At 70.3% G+C, this 25,230-nt stretch carries 18 protein-coding genes and 2 pseudogenes; 7 read left to right on the top strand and 13 right to left on the bottom strand.

Going from position 1 to position 25,230, the window contains the following annotated elements; translation table 11 throughout:
• Positions 1–32 precede the first annotated feature (32 nt).
• The 3 genes from gcvP to WJ35_RS10705 all read left to right on the top strand — a co-directional run bounded on the left by gcvP (position 33) and on the right by WJ35_RS10705 (position 5,665).
• Positions 33–2,960, top strand: a complete 2,928-nt coding sequence (gcvP, locus tag WJ35_RS10695) for an aminomethyl-transferring glycine dehydrogenase (protein ID WP_060234710.1) — start codon at positions 33–35, stop codon at positions 2,958–2,960.
• Positions 2,961–3,108: 148 nt separating this feature from the next.
• A complete protein-coding gene (locus tag WJ35_RS10700) occupies positions 3,109–4,248 on the top strand; it encodes an alginate lyase family protein (RefSeq protein ID WP_060234793.1) in 1,140 nt (379 codons plus the stop codon).
• A 28-nt stretch (positions 4,249–4,276) separates the two neighbouring features.
• Positions 4,277–5,665 carry an L-serine ammonia-lyase gene (locus WJ35_RS10705; protein WP_060234709.1) on the top strand — a complete coding sequence of 463 codons (1,389 nt, stop codon included), beginning with the start codon at positions 4,277–4,279 and terminating at the stop codon, positions 5,663–5,665.
• 67 nt (positions 5,666–5,732) lie between these two features.
• Here WJ35_RS10705 and WJ35_RS10710 read toward each other — a convergent pair whose 3' ends face one another.
• Positions 5,733–6,134 (bottom strand): type II toxin-antitoxin system VapC family toxin, encoded by a 402-nt coding sequence (locus tag WJ35_RS10710; RefSeq protein ID WP_059735504.1) that lies wholly within the window; start codon positions 6,132–6,134, stop codon positions 5,733–5,735.
• On the bottom strand, positions 6,134–6,370 hold the full coding sequence (vapB, locus tag WJ35_RS10715) for a type II toxin-antitoxin system VapB family antitoxin (RefSeq protein ID WP_069239134.1): 237 nt from the start codon (positions 6,368–6,370) through the stop codon (positions 6,134–6,136). The genes WJ35_RS10710 and vapB overlap by 1 nt, the downstream gene beginning before the upstream one ends.
• A 278-nt stretch (positions 6,371–6,648) precedes the next feature.
• On the opposite strand from vapB, the gene WJ35_RS10720 reads away from it, so the two are divergent.
• Positions 6,649–8,352, top strand: a complete 1,704-nt coding sequence (locus WJ35_RS10720) for a thiamine pyrophosphate-binding protein (protein ID WP_060234708.1) — start codon at positions 6,649–6,651, stop codon at positions 8,350–8,352.
• Positions 8,349–9,474 (top strand): annotated as a pseudogene (locus tag WJ35_RS10725) (ADP-heptose--LPS heptosyltransferase). Before WJ35_RS10720 ends, WJ35_RS10725 begins: the two are co-directional and overlap by 4 nt.
• On the opposite strand, the gene WJ35_RS31795 reads toward WJ35_RS10725, so the two are convergent.
• The 4 genes and pseudogenes from WJ35_RS31795 to WJ35_RS10745 form a co-directional block, all read right to left on the bottom strand.
• Positions 9,440–9,754, bottom strand: coding sequence for a hypothetical protein (locus WJ35_RS31795; protein WP_069239135.1), 315 nt, complete (start codon positions 9,752–9,754; stop codon positions 9,440–9,442). The pseudogene WJ35_RS10725 and the gene WJ35_RS31795 overlap by 35 nt on opposite strands.
• Before the next feature lie 60 nt (positions 9,755–9,814).
• Complete coding sequence (locus tag WJ35_RS10735; RefSeq protein WP_069239136.1) at positions 9,815–10,846, bottom strand: helix-turn-helix domain-containing protein; 1,032 nt, start codon at positions 10,844–10,846, stop codon at positions 9,815–9,817.
• Between the two features lie 156 nt (positions 10,847–11,002).
• Positions 11,003–11,182 (bottom strand): annotated as a pseudogene (locus WJ35_RS10740) (hypothetical protein); the annotation flags it as partial.
• A 78-nt stretch (positions 11,183–11,260) separates the two neighbouring features.
• Positions 11,261–12,787 carry an aldehyde dehydrogenase family protein gene (locus WJ35_RS10745; protein ID WP_060234705.1) on the bottom strand — a complete coding sequence of 509 codons (1,527 nt, stop codon included), beginning with the start codon at positions 12,785–12,787 and terminating at the stop codon, positions 11,261–11,263.
• Positions 12,788–13,102: 315 nt separating this feature from the next.
• On the opposite strand from WJ35_RS10745, the gene WJ35_RS10750 reads away from it, so the two are divergent.
• A complete protein-coding gene (locus WJ35_RS10750) occupies positions 13,103–13,531 on the top strand; it encodes a pyridoxamine 5'-phosphate oxidase family protein (RefSeq protein WP_014722195.1) in 429 nt (142 codons plus the stop codon).
• Positions 13,532–13,571: 40 nt separating this feature from the next.
• Here the strand turns inward: WJ35_RS10750 and WJ35_RS10755 are convergent, their stop codons facing one another.
• Complete coding sequence (locus tag WJ35_RS10755; RefSeq protein ID WP_069239137.1) at positions 13,572–15,167, bottom strand: MFS transporter; 1,596 nt, start codon at positions 15,165–15,167, stop codon at positions 13,572–13,574.
• 148 nt (positions 15,168–15,315) lie between these two features.
• Here WJ35_RS10755 and WJ35_RS10760 point away from each other — a divergent pair, with 148 nt between their 5' ends.
• Positions 15,316–16,200, top strand: a complete 885-nt coding sequence (locus tag WJ35_RS10760) for a LysR family transcriptional regulator (protein ID WP_042586725.1) — start codon at positions 15,316–15,318, stop codon at positions 16,198–16,200.
• Between the two features lie 10 nt (positions 16,201–16,210).
• Here the strand turns inward: WJ35_RS10760 and eutC are convergent, their stop codons facing one another.
• The 6 genes from eutC to WJ35_RS10785 form a co-directional block, all read right to left on the bottom strand.
• Positions 16,211–17,002 carry an ethanolamine ammonia-lyase subunit EutC gene (gene eutC / locus WJ35_RS10765; RefSeq protein ID WP_042586724.1) on the bottom strand — a complete coding sequence of 264 codons (792 nt, stop codon included), beginning with the start codon at positions 17,000–17,002 and terminating at the stop codon, positions 16,211–16,213.
• Positions 16,999–18,396: an ethanolamine ammonia-lyase subunit EutB gene (locus WJ35_RS10770; protein WP_060234703.1), complete on the bottom strand. Its 1,398-nt coding sequence runs from the start codon at positions 18,394–18,396 to the stop codon at positions 16,999–17,001. The genes eutC and WJ35_RS10770 overlap by 4 nt, the downstream gene beginning before the upstream one ends.
• A gap of 80 nt (positions 18,397–18,476) precedes the next feature.
• Positions 18,477–19,889, bottom strand: a complete 1,413-nt coding sequence (eat, locus tag WJ35_RS10775) for an ethanolamine permease (protein WP_060234702.1) — start codon at positions 19,887–19,889, stop codon at positions 18,477–18,479.
• Between the two features lie 206 nt (positions 19,890–20,095).
• Complete coding sequence (locus tag WJ35_RS10780) at positions 20,096–21,556, bottom strand: mechanosensitive ion channel (RefSeq protein WP_059988839.1); 1,461 nt, start codon at positions 21,554–21,556, stop codon at positions 20,096–20,098.
• Positions 21,557–22,113: 557 nt separating this feature from the next.
• Positions 22,114–22,581, bottom strand: a complete 468-nt coding sequence (locus tag WJ35_RS29910; RefSeq protein WP_080484284.1) for a zinc ribbon domain-containing protein — start codon at positions 22,579–22,581, stop codon at positions 22,114–22,116.
• 10 nt (positions 22,582–22,591) lie between these two features.
• On the bottom strand, positions 22,592–25,168 hold the full coding sequence (locus tag WJ35_RS10785; protein WP_069239138.1) for a heavy metal translocating P-type ATPase: 2,577 nt from the start codon (positions 25,166–25,168) through the stop codon (positions 22,592–22,594).
• Positions 25,169–25,230 lie beyond the last annotated feature (62 nt).

A 25,230-nucleotide genomic window follows, 5' to 3' on the forward strand; every position in this document is an offset into this window, starting at 1 on the left:
CACCGGCCGCGCGCCGCGACCGCAGGATTGCCATGAAGCTCGAACACCCGGACCGCCTGATGAACCGCACGCCCCTCTCGCTCGCCGCGCTCGAAACGCACGACGCGTTCGCCGAACGCCATATCGGCCCCGACGCCGCCAGCCAGCAGGCGATGCTCGACACGCTCGGCTTCGCGACCCGCGCCGCCCTGATCGACGCCGTGATCCCCGCGTCGATCCGCCGTGCCGAAACGCTGCCGCTCGGCCCGTTCGCGCAACCGAAGAGCGAAGCCGAAGCGCTCGCCGCGCTGCGCGCGCTCGCGGACAAGAACCAGGTGTTCCGCTCGTACATCGGCCAGGGCTACTACGACACGCACACCCCGGCGGTGATCCTGCGCAACGTGCTCGAAAACCCGGCGTGGTACACCGCGTACACGCCGTACCAGCCTGAAATTTCCCAGGGCCGCCTCGAGGCGCTCCTGAACTACCAGCAGATGGTCGCCGACCTGACGGGCCTCGCGATCTCGAACGCGTCGCTGCTCGACGAGGCGACCGCCGCGGCCGAGGCGATGACGCTGCTGCAGCGCGTCGGCAAGCCGCGGTCGAACGTGTTCTACGTCGCCGACGACGTGCTGCCGCAGACGCTCGAAGTGATCCGCACCCGCGCGCTGCCGGTCGGCATCGAGGTCAAGACCGGCCCCGCCGCCGACGCCGCGCAGTCGAACGCGTTCGGCGTGCTGCTGCAATATCCGGGCGTCAACGGCGACGTGCGCGACTACCGCGCGCTCACCGAAGCGATCCACGCGGCCGGCGGCCACGTGGTCGTCGCGGCCGACCTGCTCGCGCTCACCGTGCTGACGCCGCCCGGCGACTGGGGCGCGGACGTCGCGGTCGGCAGCGCGCAGCGCTTCGGCGTGCCGATGGGCTTCGGCGGCCCGCACGCCGCCTACATGGCCGTGCGCGACGAATTCAAGCGCCAGATGCCGGGCCGCCTCGTCGGCGTGACCGTCGACGCGCAGGGCAAGCCCGCGCTGCGTCTCGCGCTGCAGACGCGCGAGCAGCACATCCGCCGCGAGAAGGCGACGTCGAACGTGTGCACCGCGCAGGCGCTGCTCGCGATCATGGCGAGCATGTACGCGGTCTATCACGGCCCGCACGGCCTGAAGACGATCGCGCTGCGCGTGAACCGCATCGCGGCGCTCGTCGCCGCCGGCGTGAAGCAGCTCGGCTTCGCGACCGTCAACGACACCTTCTTCGACACGCTGACGATCGACACCGGCGCGCGCACCGCGCAGCTCCACGAACTGGCGAACGCGAAGCGCATCAACCTGCGCCGCGTGAGCGCCACGCAGGTCGGCGTGTCGGTCGACGAGACGACGACGCGCGACGACCTCGCCGACCTCCTCGACGTGTTCGCGCAGGCCGCGGGCGGCACCGCACCGGCCGTCGACGCGCTGGACGCGGGCCTCGCCGGCGTCGCCGCGCTGCCGGCCGGCCTCGAACGCACGAGCGCGTACCTGACGCACCCGGTGTTCAACCGCCATCATTCGGAAACGGAAATGCTGCGCTACCTGCGCAGCCTGTCGGACAAGGACCTCGCGCTCGACCGCTCGATGATCCCGCTCGGCTCGTGCACGATGAAGCTGAACGCGACGTCGGAGATGCTGCCCGTCACGTGGCCCGAATTCGGCCAGATCCACCCGTTCGCGCCGGCCGAGCAGACCGTCGGCTATCGCGAGATGATCGACCAGCTCGAGCAGATGCTGGTTGCCGCAACGGGCTACGCGGCCGTGTCGCTGCAGCCGAACGCGGGCTCGCAGGGCGAGTACGCGGGCCTGCTGATCATCCACGCATACCACGCGTCGCGCGGCGAGAGCCACCGCGACGTCTGCCTGATCCCGGCGTCCGCGCACGGCACCAACCCCGCGTCCGCGCACATGGCCGGCATGAAGGTCGTGGTGGTCGCATGCGACGCGCAGGGCAACGTCGACATCGACGACCTGAAGGCGAAGGCCGACGAGCATGCGAAGGACCTCGCGGCGATCATGATCACGTATCCGTCGACGCACGGCGTGTTCGAGCAGAACGTGCGCGAGATCTGCGAGATCGTGCACGCGCACGGCGGCCAGGTGTACGTCGACGGCGCGAACATGAACGCGATGGTCGGCCTGACCGCGCCGGGCCAGTTCGGCGGCGACGTGTCGCACCTGAACCTGCACAAGACCTTCTGCATCCCGCACGGCGGCGGCGGCCCGGGCGTCGGCCCGGTCGCGGTCGGCGCGCACCTCGCGAAGTTCCTGCCGAACCAGCGCTCGACCGGCTACGCGCGCGGCGAGGAAGGCATCGGCGCGGTGTCGGCCGCGCCGTACGGCTCCGCGTCGATCCTGCCGATCTCGTGGATGTACATCGCGATGATGGGCGCGAAGAACCTGACCGCCGCGACGGAAACCGCGATCCTCAACGCGAACTACATCGCGAAGCGCCTCGCGCCGCACTACCCGGTGCTGTATTCGGGCCCGGGCGGGCTGGTCGCGCACGAGTGCATTCTCGACCTGCGTCCGATCAAGGACTCGAGCGGCATCACCGTCGACGACGTCGCGAAGCGCCTGATGGACTACGGCTTCCACGCGCCGACGATGAGCTTCCCGGTGCCGGGCACGCTGATGGTCGAGCCGACCGAATCGGAATCGCAGGAGGAACTCGACCGCTTCATCGCCGCGATGATCGCGATCCGCGAGGAAATCCGCGCGGTCGAGGAAGGCCGCGCCGATCGCGAGGACAACCCGCTGCGCCACGCGCCGCACACGGCCGCCGTCGTCACCGCGAACGAATGGCCGCACGCGTACTCGCGCGAGCAGGCCGCGTATCCGGTCGCATCGCTCGGCACGAACAAGTACTGGCCGCCCGTCGGCCGCGCGGACAACGCCTATGGCGACCGCAACCTGTTCTGCGCGTGCGTGCCGATGTCGGAATACGCGTAACGCGCGTTCGTTCCGGTTCGTTCGATGCTGCGCCGCACGCAATCCCCCGGGGTTGCGTGCGGCTTTTGCGTTGGACGCCGATCCGCCTGACGTTCGTCCCCCAATCCGGCTAACATCACACGCGATCCAGCCAATGAAGGAGTTCCGCATGGTGCGTCCGATGTTCCCGGGCCGCGAATCACGGCACATGTGGCGGCGCGTGCGCGCCCGCGCGTTCGTGCCGGCGCTCGTCGTGTCGCTGTCGCTCGCCGCCGGTCTCGGCGCGTCGGGCGCGGCGCGCGCGGCGATGAACTTCTGCGCGGCGCCCGCGCTGCAGTCGAGCGAGACGACCCAGGCCGAGCCGGGCGTGCAGGCGCTGATCCGCGGCGTCGACGCGCATCTCGGCGAGCAGCCGAAGGCGCTGCCGCGCGTGCACACCGAAGGCACGCTGCCGCACGAAGGCCTCTACGACCAGAGCGTCGCCGCGCTGAAGGACATGGACCTGATGCGCGACGCCGCGCTCGCATGGCGCGTGACCAACGATCCGCGCTACCTGCAGCTCGTCGACCGCTTCCTGTCCGCGTGGGTCGCGACCTACCAGCCGAGCTTCAACCCGATCGACGAAACCCGCTTCGACAGCCTGATCCTTGCGTACGACATGACCGCGAGCGCGCTTCCGGTGAAGACCCGCAACGCCGCGTCGGCGTTCATCGCGAAGCTCGGCGCCGGCTACGTCGCGCAGATCGACGCGCAGAAGCGCCCGCTCGCCGGCACCTGGCGCAATAACTGGCAGAGCCACCGGATCAAGCTGATCGCGCTGTCCGCGTTCACGCTCGGCGACCGCCGGATGATGAACGCCGCGCAGCGCCTGTTCGTCGAGCATCTCGCCGACAACATCGCCGCGGACGGCACGACCTACGACTTCACGGAGCGTGATGCGCTGCACTACGCGGTGTACGACCTGCAGCCGCTCGTGACCGCCGCGCTCGCCGCGCGCCGCTTCAACCGCAACTGGCTGCGCGAAAAGGGCGCGAACGGCGCGACGCTCGCGGCTGCGCTCGACTGGCTCGTGCCGTACGCGCGCGGCGAGAAAACGCATGAGGAATTCGTGCATTCGCCGATCGCGTTCGACGCGAAGCGGCGCGAAGCCGGCCTTCCCGGCTACACGGGGCAGTGGGACCCGAAAAACGCCACCGAACTCTTTCATCTGGCCGCGCGGCTCGACGGGCGCTACGCCCGCGTCGCGCAGCAGCTATCCCCGACGCCGCCCGCATGGCTAGCCGCGTGCTTGCCGCTGCAGGCGCGCTAGACTACTTACAGCAAGACAGGAAACATAAATGGCAGTCAGCGTGTTTGACCTCTTCAAGATCGGCATCGGCCCGTCCAGCTCGCACACGGTCGGCCCGATGCGCGCCGCGCTGATGTTCGTCCAGGGCCTCGAGCGCGACGGGCAGCTCGACGCGACCGCCAACGTGAAGGTCGAGCTGTACGGCTCGCTCGGCGCGACCGGCAAGGGCCACGGCACCGACCGCGGCGTGATGCTCGGCCTGCTCGGCGACGCGCCCGACACCGTCGATCCCGACACGATCGCCGCCCGGCTCGAAGCCGTGCGCACGTCGAAGACGCTCGCGCTGCTCGGCAAGCACCCGATCCCGTTCGTGCTGAAGGAGCACATCGCGTTCTACCGGCAGGCGCTGCCCGAGCATCCGAACGGGATGAAGCTGCGCGCGACCGACGCGAGCGGCGCGGTGCTGGTCGAGCGCACCTACCTGTCGGTCGGCGGCGGCTTCGTCGTGACGGCCGGCGCGCCGAACACCAAGGTGCTGAGCGCCGCCGAGCAGATGACGCACCCGTTCACCAACGCGGCGGAGCTGCTCGCGCTGACAGAGTCGACCGGCAAGTCGATCGCGCAGCTGATGTGGGAAAACGAGCGCGCATGGCACACCGAGGAAGAGACCCGCGACGGCCTGCTGAAGATCTGGAGCGTGATGCAGTCGTGCGTGTCGCGCGGCTGCGGGATCGGCAACCCGGACGCGGACGGCAACCTGCCCGGCCCGTTCCAGGTCAAGCGCCGCGCGCCGCAGCTGTACCGCACGCTGACGGGCAGCCCGGAGCGCGCGCTGCAGGACCCGCTGTCGATGATCGACTGGATCAACCTGTACGCGATCGCGGTCAACGAGGAAAACGCGGCCGGCGGGCGCGTCGTCACCGCGCCGACCAACGGCGCGGCCGGCATCATCCCCGCGGTGCTGCATTACTACACGCGCTTCACGCCGGGCGCGAACGAGCAGGGCGTGATCGACTTCCTGCTGACGGCCGCCGCGATCGGCATCCTGTACAAGCTGAACGCGTCGATCTCCGGCGCGGAAGTCGGCTGCCAGGGTGAAGTCGGGGTCGCCTGCTCGATGGCGGCGGGCGCGCTCGCCGCGGTGCTCGGCGGCACGCCGCGCCAGGTCGAGAACGCGGCCGAGATCGGCATGGAGCACAATCTCGGCCTCACCTGCGATCCGGTCGGCGGGATGGTGCAGATTCCGTGCATCGAGCGCAACGCGATGGCGTCGGTGAAGGCGGTCAACGCGGCGCGCATGGCGCTGCGCGGCGACGGCACGCACTACGTGTCGCTCGATTCGGTGATCAAGACGATGCGCGAAACCGGCGCCGACATGAAGACGAAGTACAAGGAGACGTCGCGCGGCGGGCTGGCGGTGAATATCGTCGAGTGCTGATGCGCGGCACGGCGGCAAGGCGGCGCGAATCGCCGTCGCGCCTTGCCGCCGCACGCGCCGCCCGGCGCTAATCGTTCAGCCAGTTCTCCAGCCGCAATCCCGGATAGCTCGTGAAATCGCGCTCGTCATTCGTCACCAGCACGACATCGAGCGACACCGCATGAGCGGCGATCAGTTTGTCGAGATGATCCTTCTTCCATGCGCGCGTTGCGTCACGCACGGGCCCATATGCTTGCGCGGCCGCGGCGTCGAACGGCGCGACGGGAATATCCTCGATCAGCGCCGCAAGATGGCGGCGCTCACGCGCGGGCGCCGCGCAAGCGGTGACGCCGTACTCCAGCGCGGCATACGTGATCGCCGACATCACGACGTCGCCCGTGTAGCACTGCGCAAATCGCTTCGCCACTTGCTCGGGCTGGCTCTTCATCAAGTAGATGCACATGTTGGTGTCGAGCATGTAGCGCGGCATCACAACCCCTCGCGTTCGGCCTGCTCGTGGTCGCCACGCCCTTCCGCCATGAAATCCGGCCCGAATTTCGCGAACTTCTCCAGCACCTGCGTCAACGGCCGTCGCGCCGGCCGGATGCGGATCTCGTCGCCGATGCGCTCGATCTCGAGCTCGATATCGCTGCGCTCATAAGCGAGATCCGCAGGAATTCGCACGGCCTGCGAATTGCCGTTCCGAAATACCCTCGTGGTATGCATGTCGACCTCTCGTCGGATGTACTGAGGATGTACATCATATGACGCCATGCGTGATGTAAATCCCTGTGTGTACATAAGCTCCCTCCATCGTCCGGCCCGATATTCACAACGCCCACTTTCCACCGGCGCACGCGTCCGCACAAGCCGGCCGTCCGGCCAGTCGAAAGCGGCGCGAACGCCCGGCCGTGCTCCGGTGAACGCCCCTCGTTCCGCCCCTTTTCACCGGGCGGGCAACCGGCGTAAGCTGTACGTCCCGCTACCCAGGGAGACGGCATCTCATGTCGCATTCCGAGGATCTCGAGCCGCGCGGCGTCAACGGCGCGCGCCTGCTTGTCGATGCGTTGCTCGCCAATCACGTCGAACGCGTGTTCTGCGTGCCGGGCGAGAGCTTTCTGGCCGTGCTCGATGCGCTCGCGGACCACACCGCGCGCCTCCAGACGGTCGTCTGCCGCCACGAGGCGGCCGCCGCGAACATGGCGGAGGCGGTCGGCAAGCTGACCGGCCGCCCCGGCGTCGCGTTCGTCACGCGCGGGCCCGGCGCGACGCACGCGTCGATCGGCGTGCACACCGCGTTCCAGGATTCGACGCCGATGATCCTGTTCATCGGCCAGTGCGCGCGCGAACACCTCGACCGCGAGGCGTTCCAGGAAATCGACTACCGCCGCATGTTCGGCCAGATGGCGAAATGGGTCGCGCAGATCGACGACCCGCGCCGCATCCCTGAATACCTGAGCCACGCGTTCCACGTCGCGATGTCGGGCCGGCCGGGCCCGGTCGTGCTCGCGCTGCCGGAGGACGTGCTGTCCGAGCCGTGCGCGGCGCAGCCGGCCGCGCCGCCCGCGAGGCGCGTCGCGGCCGCGCCGTCCGCCGCGCAGATGGACGAGCTGCGCGAGCGGCTCGCGCGCGCCGAGCGGCCGATGGTCGTCGTCGGCGGCAGCGGCTGGACGACCGACGCGTGCGCGAACCTGCGCACCTTCGTCGAGCGCTGGCAGTTGCCGGTCGCGTGCGCGTTCCGCTACCAGGACACCTTCGACAACGCGCATCCGAACTACGCGGGCGACGTCGGGCTCGGCATCAATCCCGCGCTCGCGCGGCGCATCCGCGACGCGGACCTGCTGTTCGCGCTCGGGCCGCGCCTCGGCGAAGCGACGACCGGCGGCTACACGCTGCTCGACATCCCGAAGACCCGCCAGACGCTGATCCACGTCCACCAGGGCGCGGACGAGCTCGGCCGGGTCTACGCGGCCGACCTGCCGATCGTGTCCGGCATGCCGGAGATCGCCGCGCCGCTCGCCGCGCTCGACCCGCCGGCAGCGCCCGCGTGGGCCGGCAGCGCCGCCGACGCGCACCGCGCGTATCTCGACTGGCACGCGCCGCTGCCGATGCCGGGCGACGTCCAGCTCGGCGACGTGATGGTGCAGCTGCGCGAGCGTCTGCCGCACGACGCGATCCTGACCAACGGCGCGGGCAACTACGCGATCTGGCTGCACCGGCACTTCGCGTACCGCCATTTCCGCTCGCAGATCGCGCCGACCAGCGGCGCGATGGGCTACGGCGTGCCCGCCGCGCTCGCCGCGAAGTCGCTGTATCCGGAGCGGCCGGTCGTCGCGCTCGCGGGCGACGGCTGCTTCATGATGGCCGGCAACGAGCTGGCGACCGCGATGCAGTACGGGCTGAAAATCGTCGTGATCGTCGTCAACAACGGTCATTTCGGCACGATCCGCATGCATCAGGAGCGCAACTACCCGGGGCGCGTGCACGGCACCGGGCTCACGAACCCGGACTTCGCCGCGTATGCGCGCGCGTTCGGCGCGCACGGCGAGACGGTCGAGCGCACCGCCGACTTCGCGCCCGCGCTCGAGCGCGCACTCACCTGCGGCCTGCCCGCGCTGATCGAGATCCGCGTGCCGCAGGAAGCCTGCACGCCGGCGGCGACGCTCGAGCAGATCCGCGAACAGGGGCGCCGCGCGCGCGGCGCATGACCGCGACACCGCTGGCGGCGGGCGTGGGCGTCGGCGCCGCACTGTCGCGCGACGCTGCGCTCGCCTACCCCGGCACGCTGCTCGCGCGCGACGGCACGCTGGTCGCACCGTACGATCTCGAGCACGGCAGCGAATGGGCGGCCGAGTACGTGCCGGCCGCACCTGCGCTGGGCCTGCTGCATGCGGCCCAGCGGCCGTTCCGGCTCGACTACGGCGGCGCGTACGGCCGACGTGCACGTGATCAACGGGATGGGCGTCAAGCTCGGCGATTCGGTGATCGGCCTGACCGCGCTCGCCGCGCTGCGCGAAGCGCACCCCGGGCTGCGCTTCACGCTCTACCGCCCTGCCCGCGCGCCGCGCTACGTCGAGACGCTGTATGCGCTCGCGGCCGACGTCGTCGCGCCGTCGCGCGCGCTGCCGTGGCCGGCCGACGCGCTGCCGGCCGCCACGCACTGCATCGATCTCGGCAATCACCTGTACTGGCCGGATTTCGCGCGGCTGCCGATGATCGACTTCTTTCTCGCCGCGCTCGGCGCGGACCCGGCGGCGCTGCCCGCGTCGGCCAAGCGCAACCGCTGGCTCGCACGCGTGCCGCTCCCCGCGCTGCCCGATGCGTGGCGGCGGCCGTACGCGCTGTTCTGCCCGAGCGCGAGCACCGCGGTGCGCAGCGTGCCGCCGGCGTTGCGGGCCGCCTTCGTCGACCGGCTCGCGCGGCGCTACCGGCTGCCCGTGGTCGGGTTCGGGCCGGTCGCGCATCCCGCCTATGTCGACGTGAGCCGCGACGCGGCCGACACCGCGCACTTCATCGCGTGGATCGCCGGTGCGAGCATGCTGCTCGCGCCCGACACGGCCGCACTGCATATCGCGGACGGCTTCGACGTGCCGACGCTCGCGTGCTTCACGACGATCGCGCCGGCGCTGCGCGTGCGCGACTATCCGCATTGCATGCCGGTGGCGGTGAACGTGCCGGCCGAATTGCACGGACTGCACCGCAGCGAGCGGCCGGACGATCTTGCGGCGGTCGAGGCCGCCTACCGGGCGATCGACTGGACGGCGCTGTCTTGGCCAAGTGCGCGGGACGTGGTGGTCACGGGTGCGGCTGGGAGTACGGCGGGGAGTTAGGGTCGAAGTGCGGCTGGAAGTGCGGCTGGAAGTGCGGCTGGAAGTGCGGCTGGAAGTGCGGCTGGAAGTGCGGCTGGAAGTGCGGCTGGAAGTGCGGCTGGAAGTGCGGCTGGAAGTGCGGCTGGAAGTGCGGCTGGAAGTGCGGCTGGAAGTGCGGCTGGAAGTGCGGCTGGAAGTGCGGCTGGAAGTGCGGCTGGAAGTGCGGCTGGAAGTGCGGCTGGAAGTGCGGCTGGAAGTGCGGCTGGAAGTACGGCTGGAACGACCGCCGCAGAGCGCGCACGCTACGAGCGCGGCGGTCACGCCGACGCCCACGCGCGCCGCCGCATCCTGCGTCGCCCGGTCAGCCGGCCGTCACCATTGCGGCACGGTCGCGCAGCGTCTCCGACGGCCGCTTGCCGAACATCCGCCGGTAATCGGTCGCGAACTGGCTCAGGTGCCAGAAGCCCCACGCCTCGGCGACGTCCTGCACGGACCCCACCGCGCGGCCGCACAGGTCGCGCCGCGCGCCGTTCAGCCGCAGCGTGCGCAGATAGGTCGCGGGCGCCATCCCGAGCACGTCCTGGAAGCAGTACTGCAGCGTGCGGCGGCTCACGTGCAGCTGTTCGCACAGCTCGGGCACGCCGACCGGGCGCGAGCGGTGCGCGAGCACGTAGTCGCGCGCCTGCTCGACGATCCGGCGCCGCCTCGACAGCGCCGTGCCGGCCGCGCCGTCGGCGGGCAGCGCGCACACGTCGAACAGCGCCGCGAGCACCTCGGCCTGCAGGTCGTTGCGCAGCGGGTCCGACAGCGGCGCGGCGGCGGCCGCGTCGTCGAGCCGTGCGCCGAGCAGCGCGCACAGGCGCGTGAGCCGCGCCTCGCCGACCTGCATCACGCTCTGCGCGGGCAGCCGGTCGTCGAGCCCGCAGCGCTCGACCTGCTCCGCATAGCGGCGCAGCACGTCGCCGCGCACGACGACGCCGTAGATCGAGAACTGCGCGGGCGTCAGCAATTCGAATTCGACGTTGCCGGGCCGGAACGCGAGCGCGCCGGCCTCGATCCGGTGCGCGTCGACGCGCGCCGCGCCGTCGCGCACGAGCGGGATGCCGAACCAGTACGCATCGCCGCGCACCTCGCACGCCTGGCGCAGCATGTGGCTCGTCGATTCGCGGAACAGCTTCATCGTGTCGAGCGGCAGCTCGGTCAGCGTGCCGACGAAGCGGCCCGCCGCGAGCTGGTCGTAGGTCTGCCGCCAGCCGATCAGGTTGCGCGCCTGCTCGTCGGCATCGTGCGCGACGCTGACGACGGCCTGCCCGGCCGGCACGTCGCCGCCTTGCGCGCTGCGTTGCGTGTCCTCGGCCGTCGGCTCGGCGGCACGCTCCACTCGTTCACTCATCGTGTTTCTCCTTCAACCGCCCGGAACCGCGCATGACACGCAAGTCCCGTGCCGAATCGCTTGCGATCCGGCGCGAGCCCGTCATTCAACGACGGCGCGCCCGGACGCGCAATTCGGGCTGACCGCGATGCCGCCCGGCGCGCACCCGGCTGGTGCAGCCGCGCGAGCGCCGCACCCGGCGCCGACGAACATGAACGGTTGCGTCTCGATGAAATGCCGCACGCCGATGCTCGGCCGCGTCGGGACGACGTCGCGCATGCGCCCGGCCTCGTCGACGACGCCGAAGCGGCGAAGCGCGTCGAGCTCGCCGTCGTGAAACACCGGATGCCGGGCAATCGGCCGAACCGGTTCCGCCGTGTCGGCTCCTCGCGGGACGCGCCGGCGCGGGCTGACGCGCGCCGGCGCAAGCGGCGATCAGAAGAACCCGAGCGCCTCGGCCTGGTAGCTGACCAGCAGGCACTTCGTCTGCTGGTAGTTCGACAGCGCCATCTTGTGCGTCTCGCGGCCGATGCCCGACTGCTTGTAGCCGCCGAACGCCGCATGCGCGGGGTACAGGTGGTAGCAGTTGGTCCACACGCGGCCGGCCTCGATCTCGCGGCCCATCCGGTACGCGCGCGTGCCGTTGCGCGTCCACACGCCCGCGCCGAGGCCGTAGAACGTGTCGTTCGCGAGCTCGATCGCTTCCTGCTCGTCCTTGAACGTCATCACCGACGCGACCGGCCCGAAGATCTCCTCCTGGAACACGCGCATCTTGTTGTTGCCGAGCAGCATCGTCGGCTTCACGTAGTAGCCCGTGCCGAGGTCGGCCGCCGGCGCCGTGCGCTCGCCGCCCGTCAGGCATTGCGCGCCTTCGCCGCGGCCGATGTCGATGTACGACAGGATCTTGTCGAGCTGCTGCTGCGACGCCTGCGCGCCGATCATCGTCTGCAGGTCGAGCGGATGGCCGGCCTTGATGCGCTCGACGCGCGCGACCGCCTTCTCGATGAAGCGCTCGTAGATCGACTCCTGGATCAGCACGCGCGACGGGCACGTGCACACCTCGCCCTGGTTCAGCGCGAACATCGCGAGCCCTTCGAGCGCCTTGTCGAGGAACGCGTCGTCCTGGTCGAGCAGGTCGGCGAAGAAGATGTTCGGGCTCTTGCCGCCCAGCTCGACCGTCGACGGGATCAGGTTGTCGGCGGCGGCGCGCAGGATGTGCTTGCCGACCGGCGTCGAGCCCGTGAACGCGATCTTCGCGATGCGCTTGCTCGTCGCGAGCGCTTCGCCGGCCTCCTTGCCGAAGCCGTTCACGATGTTGATCACGCCGGGCGGGAACAGGTCGCCGATCAGCTCCATCAGCACGAGCACCGACGCGGGCGTCTGCTCGGCCGGCTTCATCACGATGCAGCAGCCTGCCGCGAGCGCCGGCGCGAGCTTCCACGCGGCCATCAGCAGCGGGAAGTTCCACGGGATGATCTGGCCGATGACGCCGACCGGCTCATGGAAGTGGTACGCGACCGTGTTGTCGTCGATCTCGGAGATGCCGCCTTCCTGCGCGCGGATGCAGCCCGCGAAATAGCGGAAGTGGTCGACGGCGAGCGGCAGGTCGGCGGCCATCGTCTCGCGCAGCGGCTTGCCGTTGTCGATCGTTTCCGCGACGGCGAGCAGCTTCAGGTTCTTTTCCATCCGGTCGGCCGCGGCGAGCAGCAGGTTCGCGCGCTCGGTCACCGACGTCTTGCCCCACTTGCGGCGCGCGGCATGGGCCGCGTCGAGCGCGATCTCGATGTCGTCGGCGCCGGAGCGCGGAATGCGGCAGAACGGCTGGCCGTTGATCGGCGACACGTTCTCGAAGTATTCGCCCTTGACCGGCGGCACCCACTTGCCGCCGATGTAGTTGTCGTATTGCGAGCGGTACGGGTATTCGACGTCGAGGCCCAGTTGTTTCAGGTCGAACGGGTTCATCAGATGTCTCCTGTTCATCTTGCTTGTGTGAATGCAGCGCCGGTTGGATCGCGCTGCACGGATTACGCAACATGCGTGCCAAAGCGGGCCGACAAGCAAACCGGAGCGATGCGTGCGGCCGTCCGCCGCGCGCAGTCGCTGCACGCATCGCGCAAGTGTGTCGATTCTGAACAATGCGATGGCACAGCCGCGGCGCGGGTGTTCGGATTTTCCACAGCGCAGCCGCGCCGCCGCATCGGTGTGTGACAGTCGGCGCGTGGCATGTGGCTTGCGTACGGCTCGGTGTTTCGTACGCCCAGACGCGACCACCGAACCATGACCGATGCGGCCCCTCTCAGCGACGATGCCGTCGCCTTCATCCAGGAACAGGCGTTCCTGATCGTCGCGACCGCGAACGCGGCCGGCGACGCCGATTGCTCGTATCGCGGCCGTCAGCCGCGCGCCGACGGCTCGTTCGCGCCGCTGGTCCATGTGGCCGATCGCAGGACGCTGGTGCTGCCCGACTTCGCGGGCAACAACCTGTTCAACACGATCGGCAACCTGCTCGTGAACCCGTCGATCGCGTTGCTGTTCGTCGATTTCGTGCGGCAGACGACGTGGCTCGTGCAGGGGCGCGCGACCGTCGACGAAGATGCCGGAAGCCACGCGCAGCTGTGGCCCGATGCGCGGCGCTACGTGGTCGTCGCGGTGGAGCGCGCGCAGGCACGCGCGGATGCGCGGCTGCCACCGCTGGTGCTGGCGTGACGCGGCGTGGGGCGGGCGTCGTGTCTTCGGATCGGTAGGACTACGCGGCGTTGCGCGCCGCACGCCGCGCCGCCGCATCGCCACGCGCGCGGCTGCCGTCGTCGGCGCCCGTCGTCGCATCCGGCGCCGGCCGCGCGCCGAGAAACGCGAACACCACACCCGCGCACAGCACCGTCACCACCGCGAGCGCGAGCAGCAACCGGTCGAACGCGTGCAAATAACTCGCCAACAGCGTCGCGCGATCGACGCCCGGCAACACGGCCGCCGCGCCGCCGAGGTCGCCGGTCGCGAGCCGGGCGGACGCGCGCAGCGCCGCATCGGATGCGCCGGACGCGCCGCCCGCCGGCACGCGCCGCAGATCGGCGTGCGCGAGCGTCGCGAGCACCGCGCCGGCGATCGCGAGCGCGATGCCCTCGCCGGCCACCCGCGTCGTGCTGAAGATGCCGGTCGCCATCCCCGCGCGCTCCTTCGGCACGACGCTCACCGACAGCCCGTCCATCAGCCCCCACGGCATCCCGGCGCCGACGCCGATCGCGAGCATCGGCGCAATTGCCGCCGGCCCCGCGCCGTGGCGCAATGCGACGCCCAGCCACACGAGCCCCGCCGCCGCGATCACGAGCCCGACGCCGGAAATCACGCCGGCCGACAGCCGGCGCGCGAGCGTCGCCGCGACGAGCGGCACGACCAGCATCGGCGCGGAGATCGCGAGCATCAGCCAGCCGGCGTCGATCTCGCTGAAGCCGTCGATGCCGATGAAGCGCAGCGGCAGCACGACGAGCAGCACGATGTAGCAGCAGCAGGTCGACACCGGCAGCACCTGCACGCCGACGAAGCGCGGAATGCGGAACAGCGACAGGTCGAGCATCGGCCGCGCGACACGGGTCTCGATCGCGACGAACGCCGCCGCGGAGAGCGCCGCACCGGCCAGCAGCCCGATGACGAGCGGGCTCGTCCAGCCGCGCTCCGGCGCCTCGATCACGCCGAACGTGAGCAGCGTCAGCGCGGCGGTAAACGTGGCGGTGCCGGGCCAGTCGAGCCCCGTCGCGTGCGGGTCGCGCGACTCGCGCATGCGCGGCAGCCCGAACGCGAGCGACAGCGCGCCGGCCGCCGCGCCCGTCACGAAGATCGCGCGCCAGCCGTAGCGCTCGATCAGGCAGCCGGCCAGCACCGGGCCGAATGCGAGGCCGACGCCGAACGTCGTGCCGAGCAGGCTGAACGCGCGCGTGCGCGCCGGGCCGTCGAACTCCTGCGCGAGCGCGGCGGTGCCGCCCGCGAGCGCCGCCGCGGCGGCCAGGCCTTGCGCTGCGCGCAGCAGGTCGAGCACGACGATCGACGGCGCGAACGCGAGCGCGACCGAGAACAACGTGAACGCGGCGACGCCGATCGCGAACACGCGCTTGCGGCCGAACTGGTCGGCGAGCGCGCCGGCGGCCATCAGGAAGCTGCCGAACGCGAGCATGAACGCATTCGTGATCCAGTTCAGCGCGACCGGCCCGCCGTGCAGGTCGCGGCCGATCGCGGGCGTCGCGACCGCGCCGCCGGAAAAGCTCAGCGGCAGCGCGACCGCGGCCGCGCATACGGCGGCCAGCACGAGCGTGCGGCGGTGCGCCGACGCGGCGGAAAACGTGTGGTCCATCTCTCGCTCCTCGAAAACCCGGCGCACCCGCGCCTTGGAAGCGACACACGATAATTCGGATTCAATCGCCGAAAAACCACGCCGAACTCCGGATATAGCGGACTAGAATTCCTGAATTTCGACGCCCTGGCCTCTATCCGGAACCTCGATGAACAACCTGAACGGCATCGTCGCGTTCGTGCGCACCGCAGAAACGCTGAGCTTCGTCGCGGCCGGCCGCGCGCTCGGCATCTCGGCGTCGGCGGTCGGCAAGACGATCGCGAAGCTCGAGCAGTCGCTCGGCGTGCGCCTGTTCCACCGCACCACGCGCCGCGTCACGCTGACCGACGAGGGCCGGCACTTCTTCGAGCGCTGCCAGCGCATCCTCGAGGACTTCCGCGACGCGGAGGCGACCGTGACCGCGTCCGCGCAGCGGCCGCGCGGCAAGCTGCGCGTGAGCCTGCCCGTGATCGGCTACCGGTTCCTGCTGCCGGTGCTGCCGGAATTCCGGCGGCACTATCCGGACGTCGAGCTGGACCTCGATTTCAACGACAGGATGGTGGACGTCGTCGAAGGCGGGTTCGACGCGGTGATCAGGAGCGGGGCGCTGTCGGATTCGAGCCTGATGTCGCGGCGGCTCGGCCCGTTCGGGTTCGTGCTGTGCGCGACGCCCGCGTATCTCGCGCAGGCGGGCACGCCGCGCGTGCCGCGCGACCTGGAGGCGCACGATTGCGTGCGCTACTGCTTCCCGACCACGGGCAAGCTGCAGGACTGGGCGCTCGCGGCCGACGACGGCACGCCGCTGAAGCTGCGCACCGCGATGACCTGCAACAACATGGAGGCGCTGCGCGGCGCGGTGCTCGCGGGCCTCGGCATCGGCTACATGCCCGACTTCCTCGCGCGCGACGCGCTGGCGCACGGCGCGCTCGTCACCGTGCTCGACGACTACCGGATCGCGCCGGGGCAATTCTCGATCGTGTGGCCGTCGAGCCGGCAACTGTCGCCGAAGCTGCGCGTGTTCGTCGACTTTCTGTGCGAGCGGCTGTTCAGGTAGCGGCGCGCGGTCACACCGCCCCGATCCGCTCGGCCTCCGCCTGCGGCAGCAGCGCGTCGCTGTCGTCCTTCAGCCCGACGCCCGTGAGCCGGAGCCTGCGCGCCTGCGTCAGCAGGTAGTGCAGCTTGTGCGCGGCCGCGTCGTACGGCAGCCCTTCCGGCCGCACGTTCGAGATGCAGTTGCGCAGCGCGTCGTGGCAGCCGACCTTCGGCGCATAGGTGAGATAGACGCCGAGACTGTCCGGCGAACTCAGCCCCGGCCGCTCGCCGATCAGCATCGCGACGAGCGTCGCGCGCAGCAGCTCGCCGATCTCGTCGCCGAGCGCGACGCGCGCCTGCCGCGCGACCACCACCGGGCCGATCCGCCAGCCGTCCGCATCGAGCCGCGGCCGCACCGCCTCCAGCAGCGGCAGCGCCTGCTTCGCGGCCGCGAACGCGGACAGCCCGTCGCCGACCACGAACACCACGTCGGGCGCGTCGTCCAGCGCCGCGCCATAGCCGGCGAGCAGCCCGCGGCTGTCGTCGGACAGCTTGCGGCCGAGGTCGGGCCGGCGCAGGTAGTGCTGGCGGTCCGGCGCCGCGCTCTGCACGCCGAGCGTCGGCAGCCCGGCATCCTCGATCTCGCGCCGCAGCGTGTCGGCGTCGAGCGGCTGGTGCACCGCGTCGCGCGCCTGCGCGTGCGACAGGTTGAACGCGAGCAGCGGCGCGGTCGGCAGGCTGTTGCCCGCGCGGCCGAGCGCGATCCGCGCGTTCGTGAACGACTTCAGCTGCCCCCACGGGTTCTTTTCGACGGCGTCGCTCATGCTGAAAGCCCCATCCAGTCGTTCGCGCCCGCGAGCAGCGGCACGCGCGCCGACGCGGCGCGCAGCGCGCCGTGCGCGTCGGCGATCTCCATCGTCTCCAGCCATTCCTCGAACTCGGGCGCGCGGCGCAGGCCGAGCACCTCGCGCACGTACAGCTGGTCGTGGAACGACGTGCTCTGGTAGTTCAGCATCACGTCGTCCGCGCCCGGAATCCCCATGATGAAGTTGATGCCGGCCGCACCCAGCAGCGTCAGCAGCGTGTCCATGTCGTCCTGGTCCGCTTCCGCGTGGTTCGTGTAGCAGATGTCGCAGCCCATCGGCACGCCGAGCAGCTTGCCGCAGAAATGATCCTCGAGCCCCGCGCGGATGATCTGCTTGCCGTCGTACAGGTATTCCGGCCCGATGAAGCCGACCACCGTGTTCACGAGGAACGGCTCGAACTTGCGCGCGACCGCATAGGCGCGCACCTCGCAGGTCTGCTGGTCGACGCCGTGGTGCGCGTTCGCGGACAGCGCGCTGCCCTGCCCCGTCTCGAAGTACATGAGATTGTTGCCGACCGTGCCGCGCTGGAGCGACAGCGCCGCGTCGCGCGCCTCGCCGAGCAGCGCGAGCGAGATGCCGAAGCTCGCGTTCGCCTTCTCGGTGCCCGCGATCGACTGGAACACCAGATCGACCGGCGCGCCCTTCTCGATCGCCGCGATCGTGTTGGTCACGTGCGTGAGCACGCACGACTGGGTCGGCACGCGGTAGCGCTCGCGGAAGCCGTCGATCATCGCGAGCAGCTTCACGATCGCGGCGAGGCTGTCGGTGGCCGGGTTGATGCCGATCATCGCGTCACCGCAGCCGTACATCAGCCCGTCGAGCATCGACGCGGCGATCCCCTTCACGTCGTCGGTCGGGTGGTTCGGCTGCAGCCGCACCGACATCCGGCCCGGCAGCCCGACCGTGTTGCGAAAGCGCGTGACGACGCGGCGCTTCCTCGCCGCCGCGATCAGGTCCTGGTTGCGCATCAGCTTCGACACGGCCGCGACCATCTCCGGCGTGAGGCCCGGCGCGATCCGTTCGAGCGCCGCGCCGTCGGCCGCCGGCGACAGCAGCCAGTTGCGGAAGTCGCCGACCGTCAGGTGCGAGACTTCCGCGAACGCGGCCGCATCGTGATCGTCGACGATCAGGCGCGTGACCTCGTCGTCTTCGTAGGGAATCAGCGCTTCGCTCAGGAACGCCTTGAGCGGCACGCCCGCGAGCGCGATCTTCGCGGCGACGCGCTCCTCCTCGCTCGCCGCCGCGACGCCGGCGAGCTGGTCGCCGGAACGCAGCGGGCTCGCCTTCGCGAGCAGCGTCTTCAGGTCCGCGAAGCGGTAGGTGCGCGAACCGATCGTCTCCGTGTAGGACATCGTGCGAGTCTCCTTGCCAAAAGCCGACGGCGCGCCCTTGCCGCGGGCGCGCCGGATGCCGTGTCAACGGCCCATCACCTTCATTCCTCCAGCAGCGCGTCGCCCGGCGCGCTCGCGCGCTGCGCGCGGGTCGCGAGGAAGTACGCGTAGCCGAGCGCGAGGAACGCGACGAACACCATCGCGACGAGCCCGTTGAAATACACCATCGTCGCGAGGCAGATCAGCGCGGCGACGATCGCGAACGCCGGGAACAACGGATACAGCGGCGCGCGGAACGGCCGCGCCATGCCCGGATGCGTGCGGCGCAGCTTGAACAGCGCGGCCATGCTGACGATATACATCACGATCGCGCCGAACACCGACATCGTGACGATGTTCGCGGTCAGCGTCTGGCCGCCGAACTGGATCAGCTCGTCGCTGTAGATCGCCGCGATGCCGACCACGCCGCCCGCGAGGATCGCGCGATGCGGGGTCCTGAAGCGCGGATGCACCTTGCCGAGCCACTCCGGCAGGTAGCCTTCGCGGGCCAGCGCGAAGATCTGGCGCGAGTAGCCGAGGATGATCCCGTGGAACGACGCGACCAGGCCGAACAGGCCGAGCCACACGAGCATGTGCATCCAGCCGCTGTTCTCGCCGACGATGTATTTCATCGCCTGCGGCAGCGGGTCGTTGATGTTCGCGAGCTTGGTCCAGTCGCCCGCGCCGCCCGCGAACACCATCACGCCGATCGCGAGAACGACGAGCGTCAGGATGCCGGCCACGTACGCGATCGGGATCGAGCGCTTCGGGTTCTTCGCTTCCTCGGCCGCCATCGCGACGCCTTCGATCGCGAGGAAGAACCAGATCGCGAACGGGATCGCCGCGAACATCCCGTGGAACGAGCCGACGCTGAAGTGATCGGCGCCAGCCCAGCCGCCCTTCATGAAGTTGCTCCACGCGAAGCCCGGCGACACGACGCCCATGAACACCAGCAGCTCGAAGATCGCGAGCAGCGTGACGACGAGCTCGAAGGTCGCGGCGATCTGCACGCCGACGATGTTCAGCGCCATGAACACGAGATACGCGCCCATCGCCGCATGCTTCGGCTCGAGCCCCGGGAACTGCACGTGCAGGTACGCGCCGATCGCGAGCGCGATCGCGGGTGGCGCGAACACGAACTCGACGAGCGTCGCCGCGCCCGCCAGGTAGCCGCCCGTCGGGCCGAACGCGCGGCGCGCATACGCGAACGGGCCGCCCGCATGCGGAATCGACGTGGTCAGCTCGGTGAAGCTGAAGATGAAGGTGGTGTACATCGCCGCGACGAACAGCGCGGTGACCACGAAGCCCAGCGTGCCCGCGCTCGCCCAGCCGTAACTCCAGCCGAAATACTCGCCGGAAATCACGAGGCCGACCGCGATGCCCCACAACTGCCAGGTCCCGAGCGTCTGCTGCAGCGCGGGCTGGCCGGACGACTTGCCGCCGGCGGCGGGCCGGCCATTCGACTCTGCTTTCATCGGTTTCTCCTCAAGGGCGCCAGACCGCGTGTCCGTCCGGCGGCGCGCCGCGAGGGCGCGTCCGCCGGGCTGGTCTGCACGACTGAGAATCGATGCTAGTGAGTCATTAATCGACGTGTTATCGAAATTCGGCAAAGGTCCGCGCGGCCGTTTCCGTAAGCAAAACGTCAGCGCGGCCCGCCGCTTGCTTGCCGCTCATTCGCCCCTTACTCGCCGCCGCGCTGATTGAACCAGCGATCGAGCAGCTTGCCGGCCGCGTCGCGTCCGCCGAGGCCGAACGACAGCGCAACGGCCACCGCGATCGCGCCGAGCACGAGGCCGAACGCGAGCTGCACGATCTCGTTCGCGATGCCCATCGCGCGCAGCCCCATCGCGAACACGAGGCCGAGGATCGCGAATTGCGCGATGCGCGCGAACAGCACGCTGTGCTGCGTGTCCGCCTGCTGGATCACGCGGCGCGCGAGGCCCGCGAGCCAGAAGCCGATCACGAGGATCACGCCGCCCATCAGCACGTGGCCGCCGAACTCGATGAACAGCGTGACCACGTCGCGCACCTGCGAGAAGCCGAGCCGGTTCGACGCCTCGACCGCGGCGAACAGCATCGCGAAGAACACGATCAGCCGCGCGGCCAGCACCGACGGCTGCAGCATGCCCGAGAACACCGGCTCGACGCCGAGCACCTTCGGCAGGCCGTCGACGCCCGCCGCGACCAGCAGCTTCTGCGCGAGCGCGGCGACGAAGCGCGCGAAGTAGAACGTGACGAGCACGATCACGAGTGCCGCGACGATGTCCGGCACCGCGGCGAGGAACTGGTTCAGCATGTTGGTCGCGGGGCCGGAGATCACGTCGATCTTCAGCGCGTCGAGCGCGGAGATCAGCGTCGGCACGAACACGAACACGTAGACGACCGTGCCGACGAAGCTCGACACGCGCACCGGCGTCGGGCTGTCGAGGCGCTCGGTGAGCTTGTCGGCGCCCGCCGCGATCAGCAGGTTCGTGACGAGCCCGCGCAGCACGCGCGCGACGATCCAGCCGACGGTGCCGATCACGGCCGCCGCGAACAGGTTCGGCACGATCGCGAGCAGCTTGTCGACCATCCCCTGCACCGGCGACAGCAGGCCCGACAGCGCGAACGCGGACAGGATCGCCGGCAGGAACATCAGGATCACGAGCCAGAACAGCACGTCGCCGAGATAGCCGCTCATCGGCTGCATGCCGGCGCTTTCGGTCAGCTTGTCGTCGACCTTGCACGCTTTCAGCGCGCGGTTCGCGAGGCTGCGCAACAGCGACGCGATCAGCCACGCGATCAGCGCGAGCGCCGCGCCGCCGATCAGGTTCGGCAGGTAGTCGACGATGTGGGTGACGAGCAGCGAGAACGGATTGGACACCGCGTACAGGTTGAGCACGTTGAAGATGCCCACCGCGGTGACGAGCAGCACGAGCCAGAACAGGCCGCCGGCGACGATGCGCTCGACGTACGCGCCCTGGCCGGTGCTTTCGGCGATCCGCTGGTCGACCTTCAGCGCACCGAGCAGCCGCAGCGTGCCGGCCCGCGCCGCGACGGCGATCAGCCAGCCGATCACCAGGATGCCGATCGCGCCGGCGATCTTGGGCAGGTAGCCGCCCAGCGTGGTCTGCAGCGTTGTGATGAAGCTGGATGCATCCATTTCTTCTCTCCCGAAAACGTGGCGTTGCGATTGAACATCGACGAACTACCTGCGTACTTCGAAAACCGTGCGTTACCGTCCGGCGAACTTACCCGAGAAAAATGACGCGTTGATCCGATTTCACCGTCTTTAACTTTAGTCGGTGATCGGAGGGGTGAACCCCGATTCGGACAAATTAAAAGGGGGCGATTCGGGGGCGGACGATGGCTGGGAGAGGGGGCTGGCGATGACGTGGGGCGAACGCGGGTCCGGGGTATCGGGATGTCTGGGCCGGGAGGGAAGCCGGTCGATGCGGTCGCGGAGGGGTGCGGGGGTGGGTCTGCCGGTCTGCCGGTCTGCCGGTCTGCCGGTCTGCCGGTCTGTCGGTCTGTCGGTCTGTCGGTCTGTCGGTCTGTCGGTCTGTCGGTCTGTCGGTCTGTCGGTCTGTCGGTCTGTCGGTCTGTCGGTCTGTCGGTCTGTCGGTCTGTCGGTCTGTCGGTCTGTCGGTCTGTCGGTCTGCCGGTCTGCCGGTCTGCCGGTCTGCCGGTCTGCCGGCAACGATACCCGTGCTTGCGCGTCTAGCCGGCCTGCGTCCCGCAGTTCGGACAAAAGCGCGCGTCGGCGGCGAGTGCTGCCTGGCAACGGCCGCACGCGCGGCCACGCTGCGATACGCCGCACTGCGCGCAAAATCGCGCGGCCGGCGCGTTGAGCGCACCGCAGCCCGCGCATACGAGTTGGCGCAACGACAAGTCGGCGCCGGGCACGCCCCGGCCGCCGGTCGGCGGCTGCCGGCCCCAGTCATGGCGATCGCGATCGCGGCCGTGCGCGTCGTGCGCGTCGTACAGTTCGCGGCCTCGCTCGCCGTGATGGCCGCCGCCATGGCCGCTCTGCGGTCCGCTGCCGTGCCCGCCGCCGTGTGAGCCGTGTGAGCCGTGTGAGCCGTGTGAGCCGTGTGAGCCGTGTGAGCCGTGTGAGCCGTGTGAGCCGCCGTGCCCGCCCCCGTGCCGACCACCCCACCCGCCAAACACCCGTTTCAGCAACCCCATCGCCCGCTCCTCAGCGCTGCGTGCGCGCGCCGTCGAACACACCGGCCTTCGACAGCAGCCGCAAGCCGTTGCCGACGACGATCAGGCTCGCGCCCGCGTCGGCGAACACCGCCATCCACATCGTGCCGAGCCCCGCGACGGTCAGGCCGAGGAACACGAGCTTCACGCCGAGCGCGAAACCGATGTTCTGCACCAGCACGCGATGCGTCGCGCGCGACAGCCGCACGAACGCGGGAATCTTGCGCAGGTCGTCGTCCATCAGCGCGACGTCGGCGGTCTCGATCGCGGCATCGGTGCCCATCGCGCCCATCGCGAAGCCGATGTCGGCGCGCGCGAGCGCCGGCGCGTCGTTGATCCCGTCGCCGACCATCCCGACCGCGCCCGCACCGCTCGTGGCGAGCTCCTCGACCGCCGCGAGCTTGTCCTCGGGCAGCTGGTTGCCGCGCGCGTCGTCGATGCCGGCCTGCCGTGCGATCGCCTGCGCGGTGTGCGGGTTGTCGCCCGTCAGCATCGCGGTGCGGATGCCGAGCGCATGCAGCTCGGCGATCGCCGCGCGGCTCGTCTCCTTGATCGTGTCGGCGACCGCGAACACGCCGAGCACGCGGGTCTCGTCGATCAGCATCACGACGCTCTTGCCCTCGCGCTCCAGCGCGTCGAGCTGCGCTTCCAGCGACGGCGAGCAGCGCGCCAGCTCCTCGACGAGCCGGTGGTTGCCGAGCCAGTAGCGCGCGCCGTCGATCGCGCCGCGCACGCCGCGCCCGACGAGCGCTTCGAAGTCCTGCACGTCGGCGAACGGCGCGGCATCCTCTGCCTCTGCGCGGGCCGCCGCCGCGATCGCCTGCGACACCGGATGATCCGACCGCGCGGCGAGGCTCGCGGCGAGGTGCCGCACGCGTGCGGCGTCGACGTCGGCCGCGCGCAGCACGAAATCGGTCTGCACCGGCTTGCCGTGCGTGATCGTGCCGGTCTTGTCGAGCGCGAGCCACCCGAGCTCGCGCCCCTCTTCCAGGTAGACGCCGCCCTTCACGAGAATCCCGCGCCGCGCCGCGGCGGCGAGGCCCGACACGATCGTCACCGGCGTCGAGATCACGAGCGCGCACGGGCACGCGATCACCAGCAGCACCAGCGCGCGGTAGATCCATTCGTGCCATGCGCCGCCCGCGACGAGCGGCGGCGCCACGGCGACCAGCAGCGCGATCGCGAACACGATCGGCGTGTAGACGCGCGCGAACTGGTCGACGAAGCGCTGCGTCGGCGCCTTCGCGCCCTGCGCCTCCTCGACCGCGTGGATGATCCGCGCGAGCGTCGTGTTCGACGCGACCGCGGTCACCCGGTACTCGAACGAGCCGGATTCGTTGATCGTGCCGGCGAACACGGTATCGCCGGCCGTCTTCTCGACGGGCAGGCTCTCGCCGGTGATCGGCGCCTGGTTCACGGTCGAGCGGCCGTCGACGACTTCGCCGTCCAGGCCGATCCGCTCGCCCGGCTTCACGCGCACGATCGCGCCGAGCGCGACCTGCGCGGCCTCGACGGTGCGCCACGAACCGTCGGCGTCGCGCACCGTCGCCGTATCCGGCGCGAGCCGCATCAGCCCCTGGATCGCGTTGCGCGCGCGGTCGAGCGACTTCGCCTCGATCAGTTCGGCGATCGTGAACAGCACCATCACCATCGCGGCTTCCGGCCATTGGCCTATCGCCATCGCGCCCGTCACCGCGATGCTCATCAGCGCGTTGATGTTCAGGTTGCCGTTGCGCAGCGCGATCCAGCCCTTCTTGTAGGTGGTGATCCCGCACGCGAGCACCGCGCCGAGCGCGAGCACCGCCGCGAGCCACGACGGCAGGCCGGCCCAGCTCACGGCCTCCGACGCGATCGCGGCGACGCCGGCCAGCGCGAGCGGCCACCACGGCTTCGCCGGCTCGGCGCGCGCGCGCGACGGCGGCGCATCGGCGGACGCGGCCTCGGGCGTCATGCCGAGCGTGCGGATCGCGCCGGCGATCGCCGCCTGTGCGCCGGGCGCGTGCTCGACCGTCAGCATCCGCTGCATCAGGTTGAATTCGAGCGCCGACACCTCGCGCATCCCGCCGAGCTTCTTGCGGATCAGCGTCTCCTCGGTCGGGCAGTCCATCTGCATGATCCGGAACGCGGAACGCACGTCGCCGGACGCCGTGGCCTGCGACACGGGCAGCGGCGCGAGCGTCAGCGCGGCGGGCGCGCAGCAGTCGCCGGCCGCGTGGTCGTGGTCGTGGTCGTGGTCGTGGTCGTGGTCGTGGTCGTGGTCGTGAGCATGCTCGTGGGCGTGGCCCTGCGAACAAGCCGCCCCATGCACGTGCCCATCCCCCCGCGCCCCGCCCGCAGCAGCGACGCCGTGATCGTGCTGCGCGCCGTGCGCGCGCGAATCGGCGTGCTCATGACCATCGGCCTCCGGACGTACGCCGCGCGCCGCCGCATCGCCGTGTGCGTGCTCGCCGCCCGCCGGCGCCGCGTCGCCGGCGCAGCACGCCTGCGTGTCGCGCGCGTCGGCGCAGCAGGTCGCGGCGCCGTCGGCATGGCGGTGTCGTGGGTCGGGGGTACGCAGGGCGTCGGTCATCACCACCTCCTCAATAGCTCGACGGTGTAGAGTTAACACCTTGAAGCCACTACAAGGTCAAC

This window comes from Burkholderia ubonensis (assembly GCF_001718695.1).
Lineage (GTDB): Bacteria > Pseudomonadota > Gammaproteobacteria > Burkholderiales > Burkholderiaceae > Burkholderia > Burkholderia ubonensis_B.